Below are 19,361 nucleotides of genomic sequence, written 5' to 3'. Positions count from 1 at the left end.
GGGCCGCAGTCGACCACTGAGAGCGCCCGGCAACAGGGGACGCGGCGTCCGCGGGGCCGCGGCGTCGCGGCACGCACCCCTGTTGCCGGGCGCTCTCAGCCGGTGCCGACGCGAGGCCGCAGCCAGTCGACGGTCCGGCCCAGTCCCCCATCAAGATCAACCTGAGGTCGCCAACCGACCAGCCGTTGTGCCTTGCTGACATCGAGTTCGATCCGCTGCAGCTCCCCGGGACGCGACAGCGCGAACTCCGGGGTGTCGGCCACCCCGATGATCCCCGCGATCCTGCTGTGCAGTTCCCGGACGGCGGTCTGGGTACCCGTCCCGATGTTGAGCCGTTCGCCGTTGGCCGCATCCGCCGAGATTGAGCGAGCGAAGGCGTCCGCGACATCGCCGACGAAGACATAGTCGCGAGTGGTGGCACCATCACCGAAAATCATGGTCGGACGGCCCTCGAGCATGGCCGTCCCGAAGATCGCTACCACACCAGCCTCGCCGTGCGGATCCTGGCGTGGCCCGTAGACGTTGCCGAGCGCGAGCGCGGTCGTCGCCAGACCATATGTCGCTCGATACACCGACAGATACAGTTCGCCTGCCGCCTTCCCGGCCGCGTACTGAGACTCGGGAGCCACCGGAGCGGTCTCATCGACCGGCAGGTGTCGGGGCGTCCCGTAGATCGAACCACCGGACGACGTATGGACGAACTTCCCGACGCCGGCCTTTCGGCTCGCCTCCAACATGTTGATCGTGCCGAGCACGTTCAACCGGGCATCAAGAAGTGGATCTCTGATGCTCACCCGCACATCGATCTGCGCAGCCAGGTGCAACACCGCATGCGGACGAACGCGCCCGACCACATCTACAAGCTCAGGTGCGGTGACATCGACCTTCTCAAACGAGAACCGGACGTCATGGGATGCCTGCGCCAGGTTCTCCAGCCGTCCGGTGGACAGGTCGTCGATCCCGACGACGTCGTGGCCGTCGGCGAGCATACGGTCAGTGACCGTGGAACCGATGAAACCGGCCGCGCCGGAGACGAGAATACGCACGACAGCAGAGCTTAGCGGTCGTCAGCGCTGAGCCACCGTGGGCTGGCCTTCCCCCGCCGGGCACTGCTCTGACTCGACTCTCACTCGGCGCGAAACTCGGCCCTGGCTGCGTCAGCCCGTGCCGCCCGCAAGCGTTCCAGAACGCTCTTTCGAAGAGTGTCGGGAGCGCGTTCGCCCCCGCATCCGCGGGCGATGAGGAGCTTCACCTCGTGCTCCACGCCGAACTGCCGAAGACACGGGGAGCATTCGTCCAGATGCGTACGAATCAGGTACTTATGATCGAAGTCAATCTCGCCGTCGAGATACAGATAGACGGCTTCCAGCACCTTGTGGCAATCGACGCCGTGCGGGTCACCACAACTCACGATCCACCGCCATCGGCCTCGGAACGGCCGGCGCGAACCAGGCCCCGCTCGTGGGCATAGTGCTCAAGCGAGGTCCGCAGGCCACGGCGGCCACGGTGCAACCGGGACATCACGGTGCCAATCGGGGTACCCATGATCTCCGCGATCTCCTTGTAGGCGAAGCCCTCGACGTCCGCCAGGTACACCGCCATCCGGAAATCGTCGGGCAGCGCCTGCAGAGCTTCCTTGACGTCGCTGTCCGGCAGGTGCTCCAACGCCTCGGTCTCAGCGCTCTTGAGCCCACTGGACGTGTGCGATTCCGCGTCGGCCAGCTGCCAGTCCTCGACCTGCTCGGTCGGGCTCTGCAGTGGCTGGCGTTGCCGCTTGCGGTAGGTGTTGATGAACGTGTTCGTCAGGATTCGGTAGAGCCATGCCTTGAGGTTCGTACCTTCCTGAAACTGGTGAAAGGCCGCGAATGCCTTGACGAAGGTCTCCTGAACCAGGTCCTCGGCATCGGCGGGGTTACGCGTCATCCGCAGCGCCGCCGCATACAGCTGATCAAGAAAAGGCAGGGCGTCCTGCTCGAAACGGCTGGCGCGCTCTTCGGCAGTCTCGTCGACCAGGACCACTCCCTCGTACCTCGGGCCGTCCGCGGGGCGCCGGTTGACGGGCACGCCACCGACCACTGAAACGGACGATACCTCGCCGGGTGCAGCCGCGCGGGCGGAAAACCAGCCTGGGGAACCGGCCACCGGTCCGGTGGGACAACGACCCGAGGCATCCCTGCAGCCGTCGAGTGGCCGCATCTGCGCAACCGGCATCGGCGCGGCGTCGCCGACGCCGGGCACCGGCCCGCTCGCGAACTGGGCAGTCATCAAACCTCCGAATGGGTGTCCCTGGCCGACCGGAGACGACGCAATCACCGGGACACGCAATGATCTGGGGCAATCCGCCCGCGTCGACGGTCCGAAGGATCCTTTCAGCTTGCGTAACCGTTCGACCGGGTGTCGGGATTCCCGGCCACCCGATGGTGTGCCGCCCGGCGCGGGACCGGCAGTCGGAACTCACAGATCATGACCATCCGGCTCGGCATCACGATTGTGCCGTCGAAGGCTGCGCAGGATCCACTCCGTCCCGACCGTGACCGCTTCATTGATCACGTCAGCTTCGGTCCGGCCGTCCCGGCGACGCGTCCGCATGGCGTGATCAGCGCCCGCGAGGACATGCACCTCGATGTCGCGATCCGGAGCTGGGACCGGCATCCCGAACGCGTCCCGGTCGCCCTGCACCACGAGGACGGGGACACCGGCACCGAGTAGCTCCGGCAACCTCGACAGCCGGTCCGCGGCGGGCGGGTACAGCGGGAAGCCGAAGGCCACCACTCCCACGGCCGCTACCGAGACGGCACAGCGACAGGCCACGCGCGATCCCATGGAACGTCCCACCAGAACGACAGGACGCGGCTGGGGCAGCGCGTCCAGGGTCGCCCGAAGCACCGCGTCCAGCCTTGCCGGACGATCCGGAGCACGGCGGCCGGCAACCCGGTACGGCATCTCCAGGCGGGCGACGCTCACCCCGATCCCCGGCAGTCGCACCGCAAGTTCAGACAACACGCCGACATCAGTTCCGCTACCCGCACCGTGAAGAAGCACAACAAGTCCACATGACCCGCGGGGCGCGGGAACCAGAAACACCCGCCCTCCGTCAACTTCCAGGGAGGGCACATCGGGCGGGGACCCGTCAGCCACGGTCACCTCCGTGACAGATACGTCACCGTTGACCATCCATATCTGTCAGACTTCCCGAGAACCCGTGTGACTTGTTTCGCATCTTCTCCTTTTGAAGGGTAGGAAAAGTCCATGCTGCCCCGTCTCGACGCCGAGCCCGATCAGCCGCGCGGACGAACCACGACCCTCGTCTACGAGGCGCCCACGGACAGTGATGATCCGTACTGGGCGTTCTACGAGGATGTCGCTGCGACCCAGCTGGCCAGCTGGTTGCCGACGACACAGATCCGGGTCCTGGACGTCTCCGGCCCGCGGACGCGGTTCGCACGTCAAATGGTCGCAGGCGGGCACGACGTAGTGCGAGTCGTCCCCTCGGCCAACGGTCTGGCCCCCTCGTATCCCGGCGTGGTCGACATGCGCAGCAGGGAAACGCTGGGCGACCCCACGCCCGGCCAGGGCAGGTTCCTGCACGTCGCGGGCGACTCCCGATCGCTGGACTGGTTCGCTCCGGCGAGCTTCGACGCCGTCCTCGCCGAGGGCCGGGCGCTGTCCTTCTGCCTGGCCACCGAGACGACTCTGGAGGAGATCTACCGCATGCTGCGCCCCGGTGGGCGACTGCTGCTGTGTGTCGACTCGCTCCTGCTCGGGCTCGCCCGTCTCGCCGAACAACACCGCTGGGCCGAGTTGTCGGACGTGCCGCGGGCTGATGTCGTCCTGGTCCCCGCCGAGGACGGCTCCATCACCCGCTGTTTCTGGCCGGAGGAACTGCATGCGTTGCTGACCAGCGCGGGCCTCGACGTCGACTGGATCCGGCCGCGGACGGTGCTCTCGGCCGAGGCGGTGACACGCGCCGTCGCCTCCGATGTGTCCTGCTTCCCCACCCTCGTCCGGACCGAGGTCGAGCTTTCCGCCGAACGCGAGGGCGAGTCGATCGGCATCCACCTTGTAGCCAGTGCCCGCCGCCCCGGCTGACACAAAACCTAGCCGGCGCTTCGGGCCAGCCGTAGCCAGTGCCCGCCGCCCCGGCTGACACAAAACCTAGCCGGCGCTTCGGGCCAGCCGTAGCCAGTGCCCGCCGCCCCGGCTGACCGGGCCGGGCCTGGCCCGGTCAAGGCGGTTTCCGGCATGCTGAGACGGTGACCGTCACCACGGATGTGCCTATCGACCCCTGGCCGGCACCAACGGCCCATCAACCGGTTGACGCGACCGTGATGATGCCGGGCTCGAAGTCAGCGACCAACAGGGCACTGATCCTGGCAGCGATCTCAGACGGCACGAGCCGGCTTCGTCGGCCCCTGCGATCACGCGACACCCTGCTCATGGCCGCCGCGCTGCGCGCGCTCGGGGTCGCCGTGGTCGACGATCGCAGCGACTGGGTCGTCCACGGCGAGTTCCCGCTGAGGGCTACCCCGGGTGCTCTGATCGACTGCGGCAACGCCGGTACCGTCGCCCGGTTCACCCCGGCGCTGGCCACGCTGGCCCACGGTGACCTGGTGTTCGATGGTGACCCACGAATGCGTGAACGCCCGCTCAACCCTCTCCTGGATGCGCTGCGGACCCTGGGCGCACGCATCGACGGCAACCGGATGCCACTGACCGTGCATGGCCGTGGACGCCTCACCGGGGGTGATGTGACGGTGGACGCGTCCGCGTCCAGCCAGCTCGTGTCCGGACTCCTGCTCGCGGCACCCAGATATGATCATGGGGTGACCGTCCGGCATGTGGGCTCGCGGCTGCCGTCATGGCCATACCTGGAGATGACTGTTGCGGACCTGCGTGCCGCCGGCGCCTCGGTTGAGGTTGACGTTGACGTCGACCGGACGAAGGCGGGGGTGGCGGCGCGCTGGTCGGTCGCGCCCGGCAGGATCCTCGCCCACGACCGCATCATCGAACCCGACATCAACAGCGCGGCTGCCTTCCTTGCGGCGGCGGCGGCGACCGGCGGTCGCATCGTCCTGGCCGACTGGCCGGCCGCAACCGTGCAGCCCGGCCGGATGCTCCCGGAGCTGCTGACCGCGATGGGGTGCGCCGTCACACAGACATCGGTCGGTCTCGAGGTACGCGGCCCGCAACGCCTGCGTGGCATCGACGTGGACCTCACCGACTACGGCGAGGCCGCCCCCACGCTCGCGGCGCTCGCAGTCCTCGCCGATTCACCCAGCCGCCTGCGGGGCATCGCACACCTGCGGTTGCAGGAAACCGACCGACTCGCGGCCCTCGCGGTGGAGCTGGGTCGCCTGGGTGCGGCAGTCACCGTGACCGATGACGGGCTGGCCATCTCCCCCGCACCGCTGTCGGGCGCCGTGCTCGACCCGCGGGCCGACCATCGCCTCGCCATGGCGTATGCGGTGGTGGGGCTCGTCGTACCGGGGGTGCAGGTCCACGACATCGCCACGACCGGCAAGACCGTGCCACACTTCCACCGACTGTGGGCACAGATGCTGGCCGGTACCGGGACGCTGGACGAGACGGTCCGGCAACGATGAAGTCCGCCAACGATGAAAGTCCGCCACCGCGGGCTGGAACGGCGCAGGTGAATGCCGCGGGAGCTTGACGAGGACGACGTGCGGGTCCGAGCCGGGCGCGGGTCACGGCCACGAACCCGGGAACGCCCCGACCATGGCGACGCGGTGACGGCGACGATTGTCGCGGTTGATCGGGGTCGCTACACCTGCCATGTCACCGGGCACCTGGCTGCGAAGGAACCTGCGGCCGGGACACCATCCGGCCCACCGACATCCAGCAGCGTTCTGGTCGCCGCCGTCCGCGGTGGTTCATTGCGCCGGACCAGCATGATCGTCGGCGACGAGGTCGCCCTGGTCGGGGATGCGTCGGGCTCGCCCGGCAGCCTTGCCCGGATCGTCGGGCGAACCGAACGCCGCAGTGTGCTGCGCCGCACCGCCGACGACACCGATCCCATCGAGCGCCCGATCGTCGCCAACGCCGACCTGCTCGTCATCGTCTGTGCCCTCACGGACCCACCGCCGCGCACCGGACTGATCGACCGATGTCTGGTCGCTGCCTACGACGGTGGTCTGGAGCCGGTGCTCTGCCTCACCAAGGCCGATCTCGCCGACGACACGCCGCTGCGGGAACTCTACGGGCCGCTCGGCCTGCCGGTGGTGACCACCCGGCCGGATGCGGGCATCGACGCGCTGACGGCGCTGCTCGCCGGCCGCGTCTGCGTCATGTTCGGTCACTCCGGCGTCGGCAAGTCAACGCTGGTCAACCGGGTGGTACCGGATGCCGCCCAGACAATCGGCGCGGTCAACGCGGTCACCGGACGAGGCAGGCACACCTCGTCCGCCGCCATCGCCCTGCCGATGCCCGGTGGGGGCTGGGTCGTCGATACCCCGGGGGTGCGCTCGTTCGGGCTGGGCGCGGTCTGCGCGGACCGGGTGCTGGCCGCATTCCCCGATCTTGCGCCGGCCGCGGCGGCCTGCCCTGGCGGGTGCACCCACCAGGCGGGACTCCCGGACTGCGCGCTCGACCAGGCTGTCGATGACGGACAGGCAGACCCAGGCCGGCTCGCGAGCCTGCGCCGGCTGCTCGCCGCCCGGTCCGCTACCGACCCGACATAGCCGGCCGGTCAGGTGCGGTCAGGTGCCGGTCAGGTGCCGGTCAAGTCAGACGCGACCATCCCTTCCGTACGGTAACCGCAGCCAGCGGAGAAATCCGCCGATGCCGGCCACCGCCCCGACACCCCCGCCCCGGTACGCTCGCCGCGTGACCCATGCCGCACAGACAGAATCGGATCCCGTTCACGGCGGCGTGCCGGCCGGTGTAGCCGAAAACCCGGCGAACCCTGCTGTCGACGACCATCCGGTGACCGACGATCTCGCCCTGGCCCTGGCTCTCGCGGATGCCGCCGACGCCATCACGGTGGCCCGTTTCCAGGCGGTGGACCTGCTGGTCGAGGCCAAGCCCGACGCCACCCCGGTGACCGACGCCGACACCGCGGTGGAGGCGATGATCCGCGAACGGCTGGCGCAGGCCCGGCCCGGCGACGCGGTTCTGGGCGAGGAACAGGGGCTCATCGGCGACGCCAGGCGCCGCTGGGTGGTCGACCCGGTGGACGGCACGAAGAACTTTGTTCGCGGCGTGCCGGTGTGGGGCACCCTGCTCGCCCTCGAGGTCGACGGGACGGTCGTGGTCGGCGTAGCCAGCGCGCCCGCGATGGGCCGACGCTGGTGGGCTGCGCGTGGTCACGGAGCGCACACCCGAACGGTGGCCGGCGAGATCCGTTCGCTGACCGTGTCAGCGGTGACGGACCTGGCCGATGCCTACATGTCGTTCGCCTCCATCGAGAACTGGTCGGCGGCCGGTCGGTTGGAATCCTTCATGAACCTGGTGGCGACGGTGTGGCGGACCCGCGCCTTCGGCGACTTCTGGTCGCACATGATGGTCGCCGAGGGAGCTGTCGACCTGGCCTGTGAGCCCGACGTGTCGCTGTGGGACATGGCCGCCCTGCAAGTGATCGTCGAGGAGGCCGGGGGCACCTTCACCGATCTCACGGGACGCCCCGACCCGGCCGGCGGCTCGGTTCTGACAAGCAACAGCCGGCTGCACACCCGGGCGCTGGAGATCCTGAACCAGCCGTCCATGAGTGCTCCGGGGACCGCGGCCAACGGGCGCGCGATCTGACCGATCGTCGCGCGCCCGTTGGCCTTCGAGATGACCCGTACCATCCGGCGTCCGATCGGCTTCGCCCACCGAGGGGCGCCCGCGGTGTTTCAGCGGGAGAACACCCTGGCGGCGTTCCACCGGGCGCTGGCGGGCGGTGTGGGCGGCCTGGAGACGGACGTGTGGCTCACGGCTGACGGTGTTCCGGTGTTGCATCACGACGGCGTATTCGGACCACACGGCCGGCGCCGCCGGATCAGCGAGACGCCGGCGGCAGGGCTCCCGGGGTGGATCCCGAGCCTGCCCGACCTCTACGTGGCCTGTGGCAACGACTTTGAACTGAGCCTGGATCTGAAGGACCCACCCGCCACCACGGCCCAGGCCGCACGGGCGGTGATCGAAAGCGCCCGTGCGGTGAACGCAACGGGACGGCTGTGGCTGTGCGGAAACCTGGACGCGATCCGCGTGTGGCGACCGATCATCGGACTCGATAATCGTGACAACCCCGACGCAACGGTAATGCTGGTGAACTCCGCATCCATACGGGAGATCCGTACCTACCAGGACGCAGCCGGCGAAGGCATGGAGGGCCAAAGGGCGTGTGACGATCGTCAGATCGCGCGCCCGGAGGCCGCAGTCCCTGCGGCACTGGAAGCGTACATCCGCTGTGCGGCCACAGCCGGAGCCACCGTGCTGAACCTACGTGGCAACGGCTGGTCCGCCGCGATGGTGCCACTGGTTCACGCTCGCGGACTTCTTGCGTTCGGCTGGCATGCCCAGTCGTCCCGTGCTCTTAAGCGCCTTCTTGGATTCGGCTTGGACGGGGTCTACTCCGACCACCTCGGCCGCCTTGTACGCGCCACCGACAGCGAGACAACAATCACGCGCGTACATCACGTCCAGTGATCAAAAAACAACAGTCAACCATCGCCGACCGGCAATGGCCGACACAAAACACCAATCGCTCAATTAGACCTGAACGCGGTTGCCAACGCAATCCTCAGCACTGCACAGAGTAACCAGTTCGACGCATTGGCGTGACTCCAACCGAGTTCCCGACTCACCTCGGTGAACCGAGCCGGATCACGCCCACATTTGCATCGCCGAGAGTGCATATTTCATGACTGGCACCGCTTCGCCGAACGGCTCACTCCTCGACAGCCACTTTCAGCATCTGCGCTGGAAATCCTGTCCGTTCCGCTACATGTTCGACAGAGTAACCCTGCTGTACCAGGTCACGAGCCTGCTCAAGGGTCCAGCCACGGCCAGGGTCAACCCGGCGGACGAGGACCTCGCTTGCTTGGCGACGCTCTTCCGGCCAGCTCAAACGCGCACGACGTGCCAACGGTCGACCTCCGATATATCTCTGACTTCAGTTACTACAGCGAGGATAGGCCACATTGGCGTGACCGCGCCCGACGAACTCCACGATAGCGGGCCGCGGTGTCCCAATGCGATAGCGGGTTGGAACAAAGAAGTGGCATCTGTCTCGACGATCTGGCGCGGTAGCCGGCTGAGCCGGATGAAGCGGGTAGCGTGCACGGTCAGCCAGGTGCGCACAGCCAACCGATCCGTGGTTGTTCCCTCCAGAGAACACCCCATGGCTCCTGCTCAGTATGAACCTCGGCGGGAGAGCTCGAACTGGACCCCACCCAGGACTGCACCGACGACACTCGCGATCATGGCTCTCCTCGCATACCCTGCCCTTCCCCGCGACGGGCGTCGACCGGGGTGCTCGAAGCGGCGGCGAGCGCGGTTTCCCCACCGGCGGCCGGGCTCATCCGCCGGCTCCGACGCCGGCTCCCGGCGGGCCGCTGGTCGGGATGACGCCCCTTCGAACGCATCAGATCCCGCCACTGCCTGGCCGAGTACGTTGCCGGACGGGTCGAGGACAAAAAATCCTCCAGGACCGCCCGAAAGCGCTCCGGATCACTGCGATGCGGAAAATGCCCGGCATCGGTGAAGATCTCCAAGCGGCTACCCGGCATCGCAGCCTGCAGGATCCGCGCATGTTCCGGCGGAATCACCGCGTCATGCCCACCCCAGATGATCAAAGAGGGCATTCCGGCGGCGAGGTAACAGCGGTCCAACATCGTGATTGCCTGCCCGTGTCCGTCCACTGAAGCCCGCAGCGTCCGGAGAAATGCCGCCCGAGCGGTGTCCACATGCAGGTCTTCCAGGGTGCGCATCAGGTCGTCGACATCCCGGCCCAGATCGGTGCGCAGCCAGCGCAACGCCCGGGTCACCGCCCAGCCGAGGTGGCGCACGGATGCCGTGGTGAGCAGTGAGAGCACCGGTCCTGAACCCGGAATCGCCGCGAGCCGTAGCAGTGGATGGATGTCGGAACGCACCCCGCCGGTGGCTACCAGCACCACCCGCTCACACCGTTCGGGAAACTGATAGGCGAACTGCATGGCCACCCCACCCCCCAGGGAGTGGCCGACCACCGTCACCCGATCGATGCCGAGTACCGTCAGAAGGTCACGCATTCCGCAGGCGTATCCGCCAATAGAATAATCACCGCGAGGCTTGTCCGACCGGCCATGGCCGAGGAGATCCGGAGCAATCACCGTTCGGCTCCGGGCAAGCAACGGAATGAGGTCGGCCCAGGTCTGCGAGCTGTCTCCGATCCCGTGGATGAGCAGCAACGCCGGGCCGCGCCCAGCGCGGATGTAGGCCCGACGATATCCGTGCACGGTCACGTACCGTGTGGCATAGCGAGAAGTGCCCGGCGGGTGGGCCCGGTCCGTCTCCACGCGATCCGCGGTGCCGGTCATGCCATCCTGACACTCCGCGGGCATGCCTGCCAGGTCATGTGCAACGCGGATACGATTTTCGCGCATAGCCGCCCTCCGACCACTCAACCAGGCCGGCCGGCGGACAAAGCAGACAACAAAGCCACCGGTCAGGTCCTGAAACCTCGTCTTCGGCCGGCTGGGGCCCTTCATGTCTCGACCGCGCGGCTGGCCGGTCAGAACTCGATGTTGCTCATCACGTGCTTGATCCGGGTGTAGTCCTCAAGGCCGTAGACCGACAAATCCTTCCCGTATCCGCTCTTCTTAAAGCCTCCATGCGGCATCTCGGCCACCAACGGAATGTGGGTATTGATCCATACACAGCCGAAGTCCAGCCGGCGGGCGACCCGCATCGCCCGAGAATGATCACGCGTCCACACGCTGGACGCGAGCCCGTATTCAACCCCGTTCGCCCAGGCGACGGCCTCGTCCTCGGAGCTGAACCGCTGAACCGTCACAACCGGTCCGAAGATCTCACGCTGGATCAGCTCGTCCTCCTGACGCAAGCCCGCGACAACCGTCGCCGGGTAGAAGAACCCAGAGCGGTTCATCGGTGCCCCACCGGTGAGCACCTGCGCATGCCTGGGCACGCGATCCACCATCGCGTGGACGCGACCGAGCTGACCGACGTTGTTCAACGGACCGTAGGCTGCGTCCGGTTCGTCCGGAGCGCCCGTTCTGGTCGCCCGTGCCTGTTCAGCCAGAGCTACAACAAGATCGTCGTAGACGCCGGGCGCGGTCAGAATCCTGGTGGCGGCGGTGCAGTCCTGACCGGCGTTGAAATAGGCGGCACCCGCGATCCCCGCTGCGGCCGCAGCGACATCGACGTCGTCGAAGACGATGACCGGTGCTTTGCCCCCAAGCTCCAGGTGGACCCGTTTGAGGGTGTCAGCGGCTGCCCGGGCAACCTCCATCCCGGCCCGGACGCTGCCGGTGATCGACGCCATCGCCGGCACCGGGTGAGCGATCAGGGCCCGGCCGGTGTCCCGATCGCCGCATACCACGTTGAGGACACCCGCAGGAAGGAACTCGGCTGCGATCTCGGCCAGCAGCAACGTGCTGACCGGGGTCGTCTCCGACGGCTTGAGCACAACGGTGTTGCCCGCGGCGATCGCCGGCGCGAACTTCCACACCGCCATCATCAGCGGGTAGTTCCAGGGGGTCACCTGTGCGCAGACGCCCACCGGCTCACGACGTACGAAACTTGTGTGCCCGGCCAGGTACTCGCCGGCCGAGCGCCCGTCAAGCAGCCGAGCGGCACCGGCGAAGAAGCGGATCTGGTCCACCGTCGGTGGAATCTCCTCAGCCAGGGTGAGCGCGATCGGCTTCCCGGTGTTCTCGCACTCTGCCCGGACGAGGTCGTCTGCGCGTTCCTCGATGGCATCGGCGAGCTTGAGCAGAGCCCTGGCCCGCTCGCTCGGTGTGGTGTCGCGCCAGGATTCGAACGCATCCGACGCCGCGCGCACCGCCACGTCCACGTCGGCCGGCCCGGACACGGGTGCCTCGGCGAAGACCACTGCCGTGGCCGGGTTCACCAGAGGCATCGTTCGCCCGTCGAGAGCGGCGACACCGGCGCCGCCGATGAAATTTGTGAGGATCCTGTCCATACACACTCCGCTGACCAGCACGGATGGAACGGGGCCACGCCGCAGGACTGTCGACTCCTAGCGCCTGTCTCAGCGAAAAGGCCGCTAACCAGCAGACTAGACCATCGATTGCGTGCCAGGCAGAAGAATTTACCGCAAAAACCATACCGAACCACGCATTCAACGTCATGCCCACGCCAGACTCACCAGACTCACCAGACTCACCGGCTTACCGTTGCATCAGCGAGGTCGTGGGCCATGGCCGCGAAGGCGTCCAGGTAGCGGTCGACATCGGCGTCTGAGTGCTGCACCGACAGTGTCCACTCCTCCTCCCGGCCTGGAGCCATCAGGACGCTGCGATTGGCGTTGTAGAGCCAGGCGAGCTCCGGCAGAGCCGGGTTCTGATGCGCCATGAATGACGTATAGTCCCGGATCGGGGCATCGGCGAAGTGCACACACCCCTTGGAGCCGATACCGACCGTGTAGCCGGGTAGCTCGTGGCGTCGGAGGATCTCATCGCAGCCGGCGATAAGCCGGTCGCCCAAGCGGTCGAGATGGACATATGCGTCCGGGGTGAGGACCTCGAACAGGCTGGCGCGTGCGGCGGCCATGGTCAGCGGGTTGCCGTTGAACGTCCCCACCTGTTTGACCCGGTCGGAGGCGACGACCGCCATGATGTCGGCCGTGGCACCGACAGCCCCGGACGGCAGCCCGCCACCGAGCGCCTTGGCCAGGGTGACCATGTCCGGGCGCACACCGAACCGTTCGGTCGCTCCCCCGGGTGCCACGCACAGGCCGGTCTTGACCTCATCGAAGATCAACACTATTCCGTGCCGGCGGGTGATGTCCCGGACGGCCTCCAGATAACCGGGTTCGGGCAGGACCACGCCGAGGTTCATCATGGCCGCTTCCATGATCACACAGGCTGGCGGGCGTCCCTCGGCCACCAATGCCTCGATCCGGCGTTCCATGGCCGGGGCATCGTTGAACGGAACCGGCACGGTCAGGTCGACCACTGCCGACGGGATGCCTTCGCCGTAGGCGAGCGACGCCATGTGATCGACAGGGCCGATGTCGTCATATGCAGTTCCGATCGAGACCATCACATAGTCGTGATGACCGTGATAGGAACCGAAAATCTTGATAATCGTCTCGCGTCCGGTCAGCGCCCGAGCGATCCGGATCGCGTCCATGGTCGCTTCCGAGCCTGAATTGACATAGCGCCACTGCGGCAACCCGAAACGACGGGCCAGCTCCTCGCTGACGATCACTGAATCCTCGGTCGGCATCGCGAAGTGGCTACCCAGCCCGATCCGCTCACGCACGGCGTGGACGATCGCAGGATGCGCATGCCCCTGCACCATCGAGCCGAAACCGTTGTGGAAGTCGGAATACTCGTTTCCGTCCACGTCCCACACCAGCGAACCCCGCCCGTGCGTCAGGTAGATCGGCCAGGGGTCGCGAGCCTGATAGGACGACGGCACGCCACCGGTCATCGATTGACGTGCCCGGGAGTGCATCGCCTGGGAGCCGGGCGTGCGTTCAGCCAGCCGGCGCTCCTCCCGCTCGGCGAGGGCGCTCGTCCGCTCGGCGGAGCCGACGGGGCCGACGGGGCCGGTGCGGTCGGCGGGTGAAGCGCCTGCCCTCGACTCAGCTGTCGTTCCGCTCATACTCCCCGCATCCCTTCCGGTAGTCAGGTACGGAAAGCCTAAGTGGTCGGCACTAGGTGCGCGGCGTCGCGGGGCCGGGGCACGCACCTCGCGGTACACGCATCCCAGCCCCACGCCTCGATCCACACCCCTGTTTCCGGATGCTCTAACCCGATCAGCTCATCGACAAGGAAATCCATGGAACACGCCAGGACGAGAAATGTCGGCTCCACACCGACTATTCCCCTTCGCGCAGTCTGAGGGCCTCTTTTGAATGTTCGGTCCGGACGATCGTCCGTGCGATCAACCGTCCGTGCGATCAACGCCCAACCGGACAAAATATTTGAAACAGACTCCATGATACGGGAGACCGAGACGCTCGGCAACCTGCTCCTGGTGAAGCAACCTCATATTCAGGCCGTGCACCGACCGCAACGGTTACATACAGGCGCCGTCCGCCGCGAGAATGGTTGTCCACGAGTCAGCGTGGAACGTCCATGAGAGGGGCCGGATCGCTGTGCACATCACACCGCCAGGAACCGACGATTGCGCCGCCGGTGTCGATCGGACCACGGCGCTACCGCCGCTGCTGCACCCGTTCGCGCGCCCGGCGGCGACCCGGGATTCGTTCATCCGCATCGTCTCCGGCAAGGGCGCGCACGTTGTGGACGACTCCGGTCGGCGCTACGTCGACGCCATGGCGAGCCTGTGGTACTGCGCGGCCGGACACGGTCGCGAGGAGATCATCGAAGCGGTGGCGACGCAACTGCGGCAACTCGACGCCTTCCATCTGTTCGAGCGGTTCACCAACCCGGCGGCCGACGCGCTCGCCGAACGACTCGCCGCGCTGGCGCCCATGCCGGGCGTCCGGGTGTTTCTGACCTGCGGCGGATCGGAAGCGGTGGACACGGCCATGAAGATCGCCCGCCTGGCACACGCAGTCGCCGGAGAACCGGAGCGGGCGATCATCATCAGCCGATCGCCGAGCTACCACGGCGTCACCTACGGCGGCATGAGCCTGACCGGCCTTCCAGCGAACCGGGCCGGCTTCGGCCCGGGTGTCGGCGACATCATCCAGGTGGACAAGGACGATCTGGACGCCGTGGCCGCGATCATGGCGAGCAAGCCCGGTCGGGTGGCCGCGGTCATCGCGGAGCCCGTGATCGGGGCGGGCGGCGTGTATCCGCCACGCCCCGGATATCTCACGGGCCTGCGGGACCTGTGCGACGCGCACGGCGTGTTCCTGATCCTCGACGAGGTGATCACCGGGTTCGGTCGGCTGGGCAGCTGGTTCGGTGCCCGGCACTTCGGCGTCCGGCCTGATCTCGTGACCTTCGCGAAGGCCGTGACCAGCGGCTACCAGCCCCTCGGCGGAGTACTCGTCGGCCCTGCGGTGCACGAGCCGCTACGCCGGCCGGACGTGGTGCTGCGCCACGGCGGCACCTACTCCGGGCATCCGGCGGCATGCGCGGCTGCGCTGGCCAACATCGCCGTACTCGAAACCGAAGGGCTGCCAGAACGGGCGTCGGTGATCGGCGAGCGCCTCGAGGCGGGACTGCACGCGGTCGCGGCCGCGCACGGTCTCCCCGACGTCCGCGGCCACGGCGCGATGTGGGCGGTGGACCTGCCCGACGGCCTGGCCGCCGCGGAGATCCGCGATCGCATGCTCACCCACGGCGTCATAGTCCGGCCGCTCGGTTCCTCGACGTTGGCATTCTGCCCGCCGCTGGTCATCGACCTCGCAGACGTGGACCTGGTTTCAACCGCTCTCGACGCGGCGCTTGCACGACGGTGAACGCCGCTGCGGACGACCTACAGCTCACTTGACGACGATATATCGGCCGTATATCAGCTGTATATGGATGATAATTATCAGGTCTGGTAAATCGGCTGGAACAGGGCATTCCACTCAGCGGCCTCCGTCCTGTCCAGAACCCGGTAGCGGCGCAGGCGGGCGAGATCTGCACGGGTGGGAAAAACCAGCGAGCTGTTGGCCGTGGCGGTCAGTTGCGCCCGCTGGTCACCAGTGACCGCGACCGCGTCCCGCAGGATCCGGTCACGGGCGAACGGGACGGGCGTGATGTAGTTGATTCCTTCGGCCAGCTTCGCGGCGACGTCAGTCTGGTACGCGAAGTCCATAAATGTGATCGCATCCACCGGATGCGGTGCGGTGACCGGGATGCACATGCTGTCCGTCCAGAGGATCCCGCCCTCATCCGGGACGACGAAACGCAGGTCCGCGCCTTCGGAATTGGCCTGGAAGATATCGCCGGACCACGCCATGGAAAGCCACACATCTCCTTTCTTGAGTGGCTCGATGTAGTCCTGCTGGTAGTAGTTGTGGACGATACGATCAGCACGCTGCCTGCGCAGGGTGTCCGCGGCTTTGCGCCAGTCCGCCGGGGTCGAGGTTTCCGGCATGATCCCCAGCCCGACCAGGGTGAAGTTCGGCAGATCCCGGACGTCGCCGAACATCCCGACCCGGCCGGCGAACGTCGGGTCGAACAGGTCACTGAAACTCCTGATCTCACGGCCGGTACGGTTCGGGTCGTAGGCGATCCCCGTGATTCCCGACTGCCAGGCGACCGTGAACCTGTTGTCCCGGTCGTAGGAGGGATTCACGACGGTCGCGTCTGCGTTGGCGAAGAAGGTGGGCAGCCGATTCCTGTCCAGCGGTGCCAGGTAGTTCAGCCGGATGAGCTCCGCGAGCACCTGGCCGTTGGTGATCACCATCAGATCGTGGCCGATCGGGCGGCCTGCCTCGAGTAACGACCGGCAGCCCGCGTAGAACGACTCGTCGTTGTCAATGACCTCCCGGTAGGAGACCGTGATTCCAGTCGTCCTGGTGAACAGATCGAGCGTCGGATGCCCATCCTTCTGGCCGGGAAACGTGTCGATGTACAGCGGCCAGTTCGCGAAGTCCAGATGGCCCGCTCGGGTCCTACCGGCCCAGAAGTCGGCGACGGTGTGTGCAGGCAGAGCGCTCGGTCCCGCCGGCACCGGTGGCGGGTCCGCCTTCTGCGAGCCGCACGCGGCCAGCAGAGAACCGCCTCCCGCCAGCATGCCGGACAGGCGGAGAAACTCCCGCCGTCCAAGGGACGCCTCGACGCCCGCGTGTCCCGAGCGCGGCGGGGCTGCCTGCTGGAAGGCCGTCCGCGGCCTGGTCAGGCCACGGATCAGGGCAGAGTGATACAGATCATTACGATCATTCCCGGATACGTCAGCGGTGGGTCGTTCGGACATCGTTGACATCACACCCCTTCTCTTACGAGCTGTCGGTAACAGCAGATCTACTGTTCGCATATAATGATCAAGATTCCCGTCAGCAATATTCAACTGTGCGTCTGTATCGTCACTCTCAGGACCACAACGTGGCCGAACGTCGCCAGGACGACAGCGTGGCTCCGCCGCGATCGCGAGGATCCCGGTGAGCCGGTCGTGTTCTCGACGTCCGACCAGGGCAACCCCGACCGACCAACGGGAGTCCAACAAGTGCGTCTGCCAGGACCAACTCGGTTCGGGAGGAGTGGATGACCATGGCGCTGGTGCACCACGATCCGCATGACGGTGTCCTGACCACCCGGATCGGCCAGGCAGAGATCACTGTCCGGCCGGAGCCGCCCGCCGCCGCGGGGCAGGCGGCGGTGATCCTGTTGCGGTTGGACGCGCCCATGCTCGACGCGCTGGCCGCCGCCTACCTGACGCCCGAGGAAGCCCGCACGCTCGCCGAGGTACTGCTCCGATCAGCCGACCTCCTGCGGCCAGCGAGCCCATGGCGAACCCCGCGACCCTGAGCCCGCCGCCGATGCTCGGAGAAAACCCGGGGAAAACCCGGGGGAAGTCCAGCCGTCGAAAGTCCGGTGAAACCACCCGGGTCGGCCCCCACGGTGTTCCTCTAGCGTCGTGCTCGCCAGAAAGGACGGAAGCCCGATCATCTCAGGGCGCTACCGAAGGATCTACCCATGCCGTCAGACGAAAGCTTTACTTCGAATCCGGATGTCGCACAGCAGTGCGGTGTCATCAATCCCTACCCGCTGGCCGAGGTTATTGCCGGACGGCGTATCGACTGGAATTCCGTCACGGACCGGCGATCGCTGCTCGAGGACCTCCTCCAGACTCCCTACGAGGAACTTTTCGATCCAGTACACGAAGGTCCGCTTTATACCGGCCTCCAGCTCGATGCCAACCTGCGCCTCCAGCCGGCGCGCTCGCCGTTGCTCGACGCCGAGACAGTCGTGCGTGTCAACGACCTGGAACTATCGGTTGATCTGGCCCAGGGTGTCGAGATACTCGGCGACCTGGGTACGAAGTTCGGTACCGACGACATCAGCGGCATACCCGTCCTACGCGCCGAGTCCGGGCCGGGCAACCGCCTCCTGTTAACCCTCCGCGTACCGGAAAAAGACCGGTTGCGGCGTCTCGCGCACGTCCTGACGGCCGACATCGTGCGTACCGTGAGCTACGACCCGCAGTCAGCTGGGAATGCGAACAGCTGGACCCCACCGGGCGCGCAGTGGGCGGATGCGGGCACCTTCTTCAACGAAACCGCCGAGTACTTCGACCCGGTTCAGGGTGCCGTGGCGAACTGCTACTACATCGCGGCGCTCGCAGCGGTGGCCTGGGCAACGCCGTTTTCGATCAGACAGCTGACGAGGGCGACCGGATCGGCGCAGCAGTCCTTCGTCGACATGGTGCACTTCTACAAGCCGAACAGCGGCGGCGCGGTCGATCGGGACGTCGAGGTGACCGAGGCAGTGCCGTTGAGCAACGGCGGCGGATTCATCTACTGCCGGTCGAGCGAAGCCGGTGAGATCTGGCCGGCCGTCTACGAGAAGGCATACGCAAAGCTCAAGACCGGAACCTCCAGCGATCAACCGAACATAACGGCCACTGCCTGGGGCGACTGCGTCTTCGCCACCGCCCAGCTCACCGGCGGAAACACGTCTTATTACGACACGGCGAGTCGATCAGGCGACCAGCTGTGGGACATCGTCCGCTCGAACTCGCTGAGCTACCGTACATTCCGGCCAATGACCGCCTGGACATATTCCACGGGATCGGCCAGTCCGCAGAAGAATGTGTACGCGGACACGAACATCGTCGCTTCACATTGTTATACAGTGCTCGGTTGGGCATATCGTGACAATCGTAAGTACCTGGTACTGCGGAATCCGTGGGGCAACACCGAGCCGACGGTCGGGGTCCTCAGCGGTACGACGTTTATGTACGACATAAGCTGGTGGCGCCCGATCGCACTGGCACCGAACGACGGGACATTCGGAATCGAGGCTAGCACCTTCCAAAAGTATTTTGCCGGGATCGGCGTGGCCGCGTAACCACCAACGGATCCGGATAGTAACCGGTGGTTTCCAGCGACTTAGAGCGCCCGACAATAGGGATGTTGATCAAGGAGCGGGGCTGGGGTGCGTAGATCGCGAGGCAGAGGAGGGAGGCACCCTGGTTGTGGGTGTCGACCGACGACAACACGGCGAGATGCGTGCCCGGCCCGTCGGATTTATCACCCAAAACAGCCCACTAGGTTGCAAAGAGTGCTCTATCGCCTGCAATGGATCCAGCGGCGGTCGGGCTGA

The 19,361-nt window shown here is 66.6% G+C and carries 16 protein-coding genes; 8 read left to right on the top strand and 8 right to left on the bottom strand.

Annotation, left to right across the window (positions count from 1 at the left end):
- Positions 1–95: 95 nt before the first annotated feature.
- From U9978_RS18995 to U9978_RS18980, 4 genes are all read right to left on the bottom strand, one after another.
- Positions 96–1,046, bottom strand: coding sequence for a GDP-mannose 4,6-dehydratase (locus tag U9978_RS18995; RefSeq protein WP_322762486.1), 951 nt, complete (start codon positions 1,044–1,046; stop codon positions 96–98).
- 80 nt (positions 1,047–1,126) lie between these two features.
- Positions 1,127–1,411 (bottom strand): mycothiol system anti-sigma-R factor, encoded by a 285-nt coding sequence (gene rsrA, locus U9978_RS18990; RefSeq protein ID WP_322762485.1) that lies wholly within the window; start codon positions 1,409–1,411, stop codon positions 1,127–1,129.
- Positions 1,408–2,265, bottom strand: a complete 858-nt coding sequence (locus U9978_RS18985) for a sigma-70 family RNA polymerase sigma factor (protein WP_322762484.1) — start codon at positions 2,263–2,265, stop codon at positions 1,408–1,410. The genes rsrA and U9978_RS18985 overlap by 4 nt, the downstream gene beginning before the upstream one ends.
- Positions 2,266–2,454: 189 nt before the next feature.
- A complete protein-coding gene (locus U9978_RS18980; protein ID WP_322762483.1) occupies positions 2,455–3,003 on the bottom strand; it encodes an alpha/beta family hydrolase in 549 nt (182 codons plus the stop codon).
- Between the two features lie 246 nt (positions 3,004–3,249).
- Here U9978_RS18980 and U9978_RS18975 point away from each other — a divergent pair, with 246 nt between their 5' ends.
- From U9978_RS18975 to U9978_RS18955, 5 genes are all read left to right on the top strand, one after another.
- A complete protein-coding gene (locus tag U9978_RS18975) occupies positions 3,250–4,089 on the top strand; it encodes a methyltransferase domain-containing protein (RefSeq protein WP_322762482.1) in 840 nt (279 codons plus the stop codon).
- Positions 4,090–4,253: 164 nt separating this feature from the next.
- Positions 4,254–5,603, top strand: coding sequence for a 3-phosphoshikimate 1-carboxyvinyltransferase (aroA, locus tag U9978_RS18970; RefSeq protein ID WP_322762481.1), 1,350 nt, complete (start codon positions 4,254–4,256; stop codon positions 5,601–5,603).
- 51 nt (positions 5,604–5,654) lie between these two features.
- Positions 5,655–6,698, top strand: a complete 1,044-nt coding sequence (rsgA, locus tag U9978_RS18965; protein ID WP_322762480.1) for a ribosome small subunit-dependent GTPase A — start codon at positions 5,655–5,657, stop codon at positions 6,696–6,698.
- 244 nt (positions 6,699–6,942) lie between these two features.
- Positions 6,943–7,761, top strand: a complete 819-nt coding sequence (hisN, locus tag U9978_RS18960) for a histidinol-phosphatase (protein WP_322762479.1) — start codon at positions 6,943–6,945, stop codon at positions 7,759–7,761.
- A gap of 30 nt (positions 7,762–7,791) precedes the next feature.
- Positions 7,792–8,646: a glycerophosphodiester phosphodiesterase gene (locus U9978_RS18955; RefSeq protein ID WP_322762478.1), complete on the top strand. Its 855-nt coding sequence runs from the start codon at positions 7,792–7,794 to the stop codon at positions 8,644–8,646.
- Between the two features lie 773 nt (positions 8,647–9,419).
- Here the strand turns inward: U9978_RS18955 and U9978_RS18950 are convergent.
- The 3 genes from U9978_RS18950 to U9978_RS18940 form a co-directional block, all read right to left on the bottom strand.
- Positions 9,420–10,442 (bottom strand): alpha/beta fold hydrolase, encoded by a 1,023-nt coding sequence (locus tag U9978_RS18950; protein ID WP_416211045.1) that lies wholly within the window; start codon positions 10,440–10,442, stop codon positions 9,420–9,422.
- 269 nt (positions 10,443–10,711) lie between these two features.
- Complete coding sequence (locus tag U9978_RS18945) at positions 10,712–12,142, bottom strand: gamma-aminobutyraldehyde dehydrogenase (RefSeq protein ID WP_322762476.1); 1,431 nt, start codon at positions 12,140–12,142, stop codon at positions 10,712–10,714.
- Between the two features lie 200 nt (positions 12,143–12,342).
- Positions 12,343–13,791: an aspartate aminotransferase family protein gene (locus U9978_RS18940; RefSeq protein ID WP_322762475.1), complete on the bottom strand. Its 1,449-nt coding sequence runs from the start codon at positions 13,789–13,791 to the stop codon at positions 12,343–12,345.
- 496 nt (positions 13,792–14,287) lie between these two features.
- Here U9978_RS18940 and U9978_RS18935 point away from each other — a divergent pair, with 496 nt between their 5' ends.
- Positions 14,288–15,565, top strand: a complete 1,278-nt coding sequence (locus U9978_RS18935; RefSeq protein WP_322762474.1) for an aspartate aminotransferase family protein — start codon at positions 14,288–14,290, stop codon at positions 15,563–15,565.
- A gap of 77 nt (positions 15,566–15,642) precedes the next feature.
- On the opposite strand, the gene U9978_RS18930 is transcribed toward U9978_RS18935, so the two are convergent.
- Positions 15,643–17,022, bottom strand: coding sequence for a spermidine/putrescine ABC transporter substrate-binding protein (locus tag U9978_RS18930; RefSeq protein ID WP_322762473.1), 1,380 nt, complete (start codon positions 17,020–17,022; stop codon positions 15,643–15,645).
- 284 nt (positions 17,023–17,306) lie between these two features.
- On the opposite strand from U9978_RS18930, the gene U9978_RS18925 reads away from it, so the two are divergent.
- Both U9978_RS18925 and U9978_RS18920 read left to right on the top strand, forming a co-directional pair.
- Positions 17,307–17,564, top strand: coding sequence for a hypothetical protein (locus tag U9978_RS18925; protein ID WP_322754149.1), 258 nt, complete (start codon positions 17,307–17,309; stop codon positions 17,562–17,564).
- Between the two features lie 168 nt (positions 17,565–17,732).
- A complete protein-coding gene (locus tag U9978_RS18920; RefSeq protein ID WP_322762472.1) occupies positions 17,733–19,106 on the top strand; it encodes a C2 family cysteine protease in 1,374 nt (457 codons plus the stop codon).
- The last annotated feature ends 255 nt before the right edge of the window (positions 19,107–19,361 follow it).

This window comes from Protofrankia sp. Cr2, from assembly GCF_963555885.1.
In the GTDB taxonomy this organism is placed as follows: Bacteria; Actinomycetota; Actinomycetes; order Frankiales; family Frankiaceae; genus Protofrankia.
This window is presented reverse-complemented; position numbering and strand designations above follow the sequence as displayed.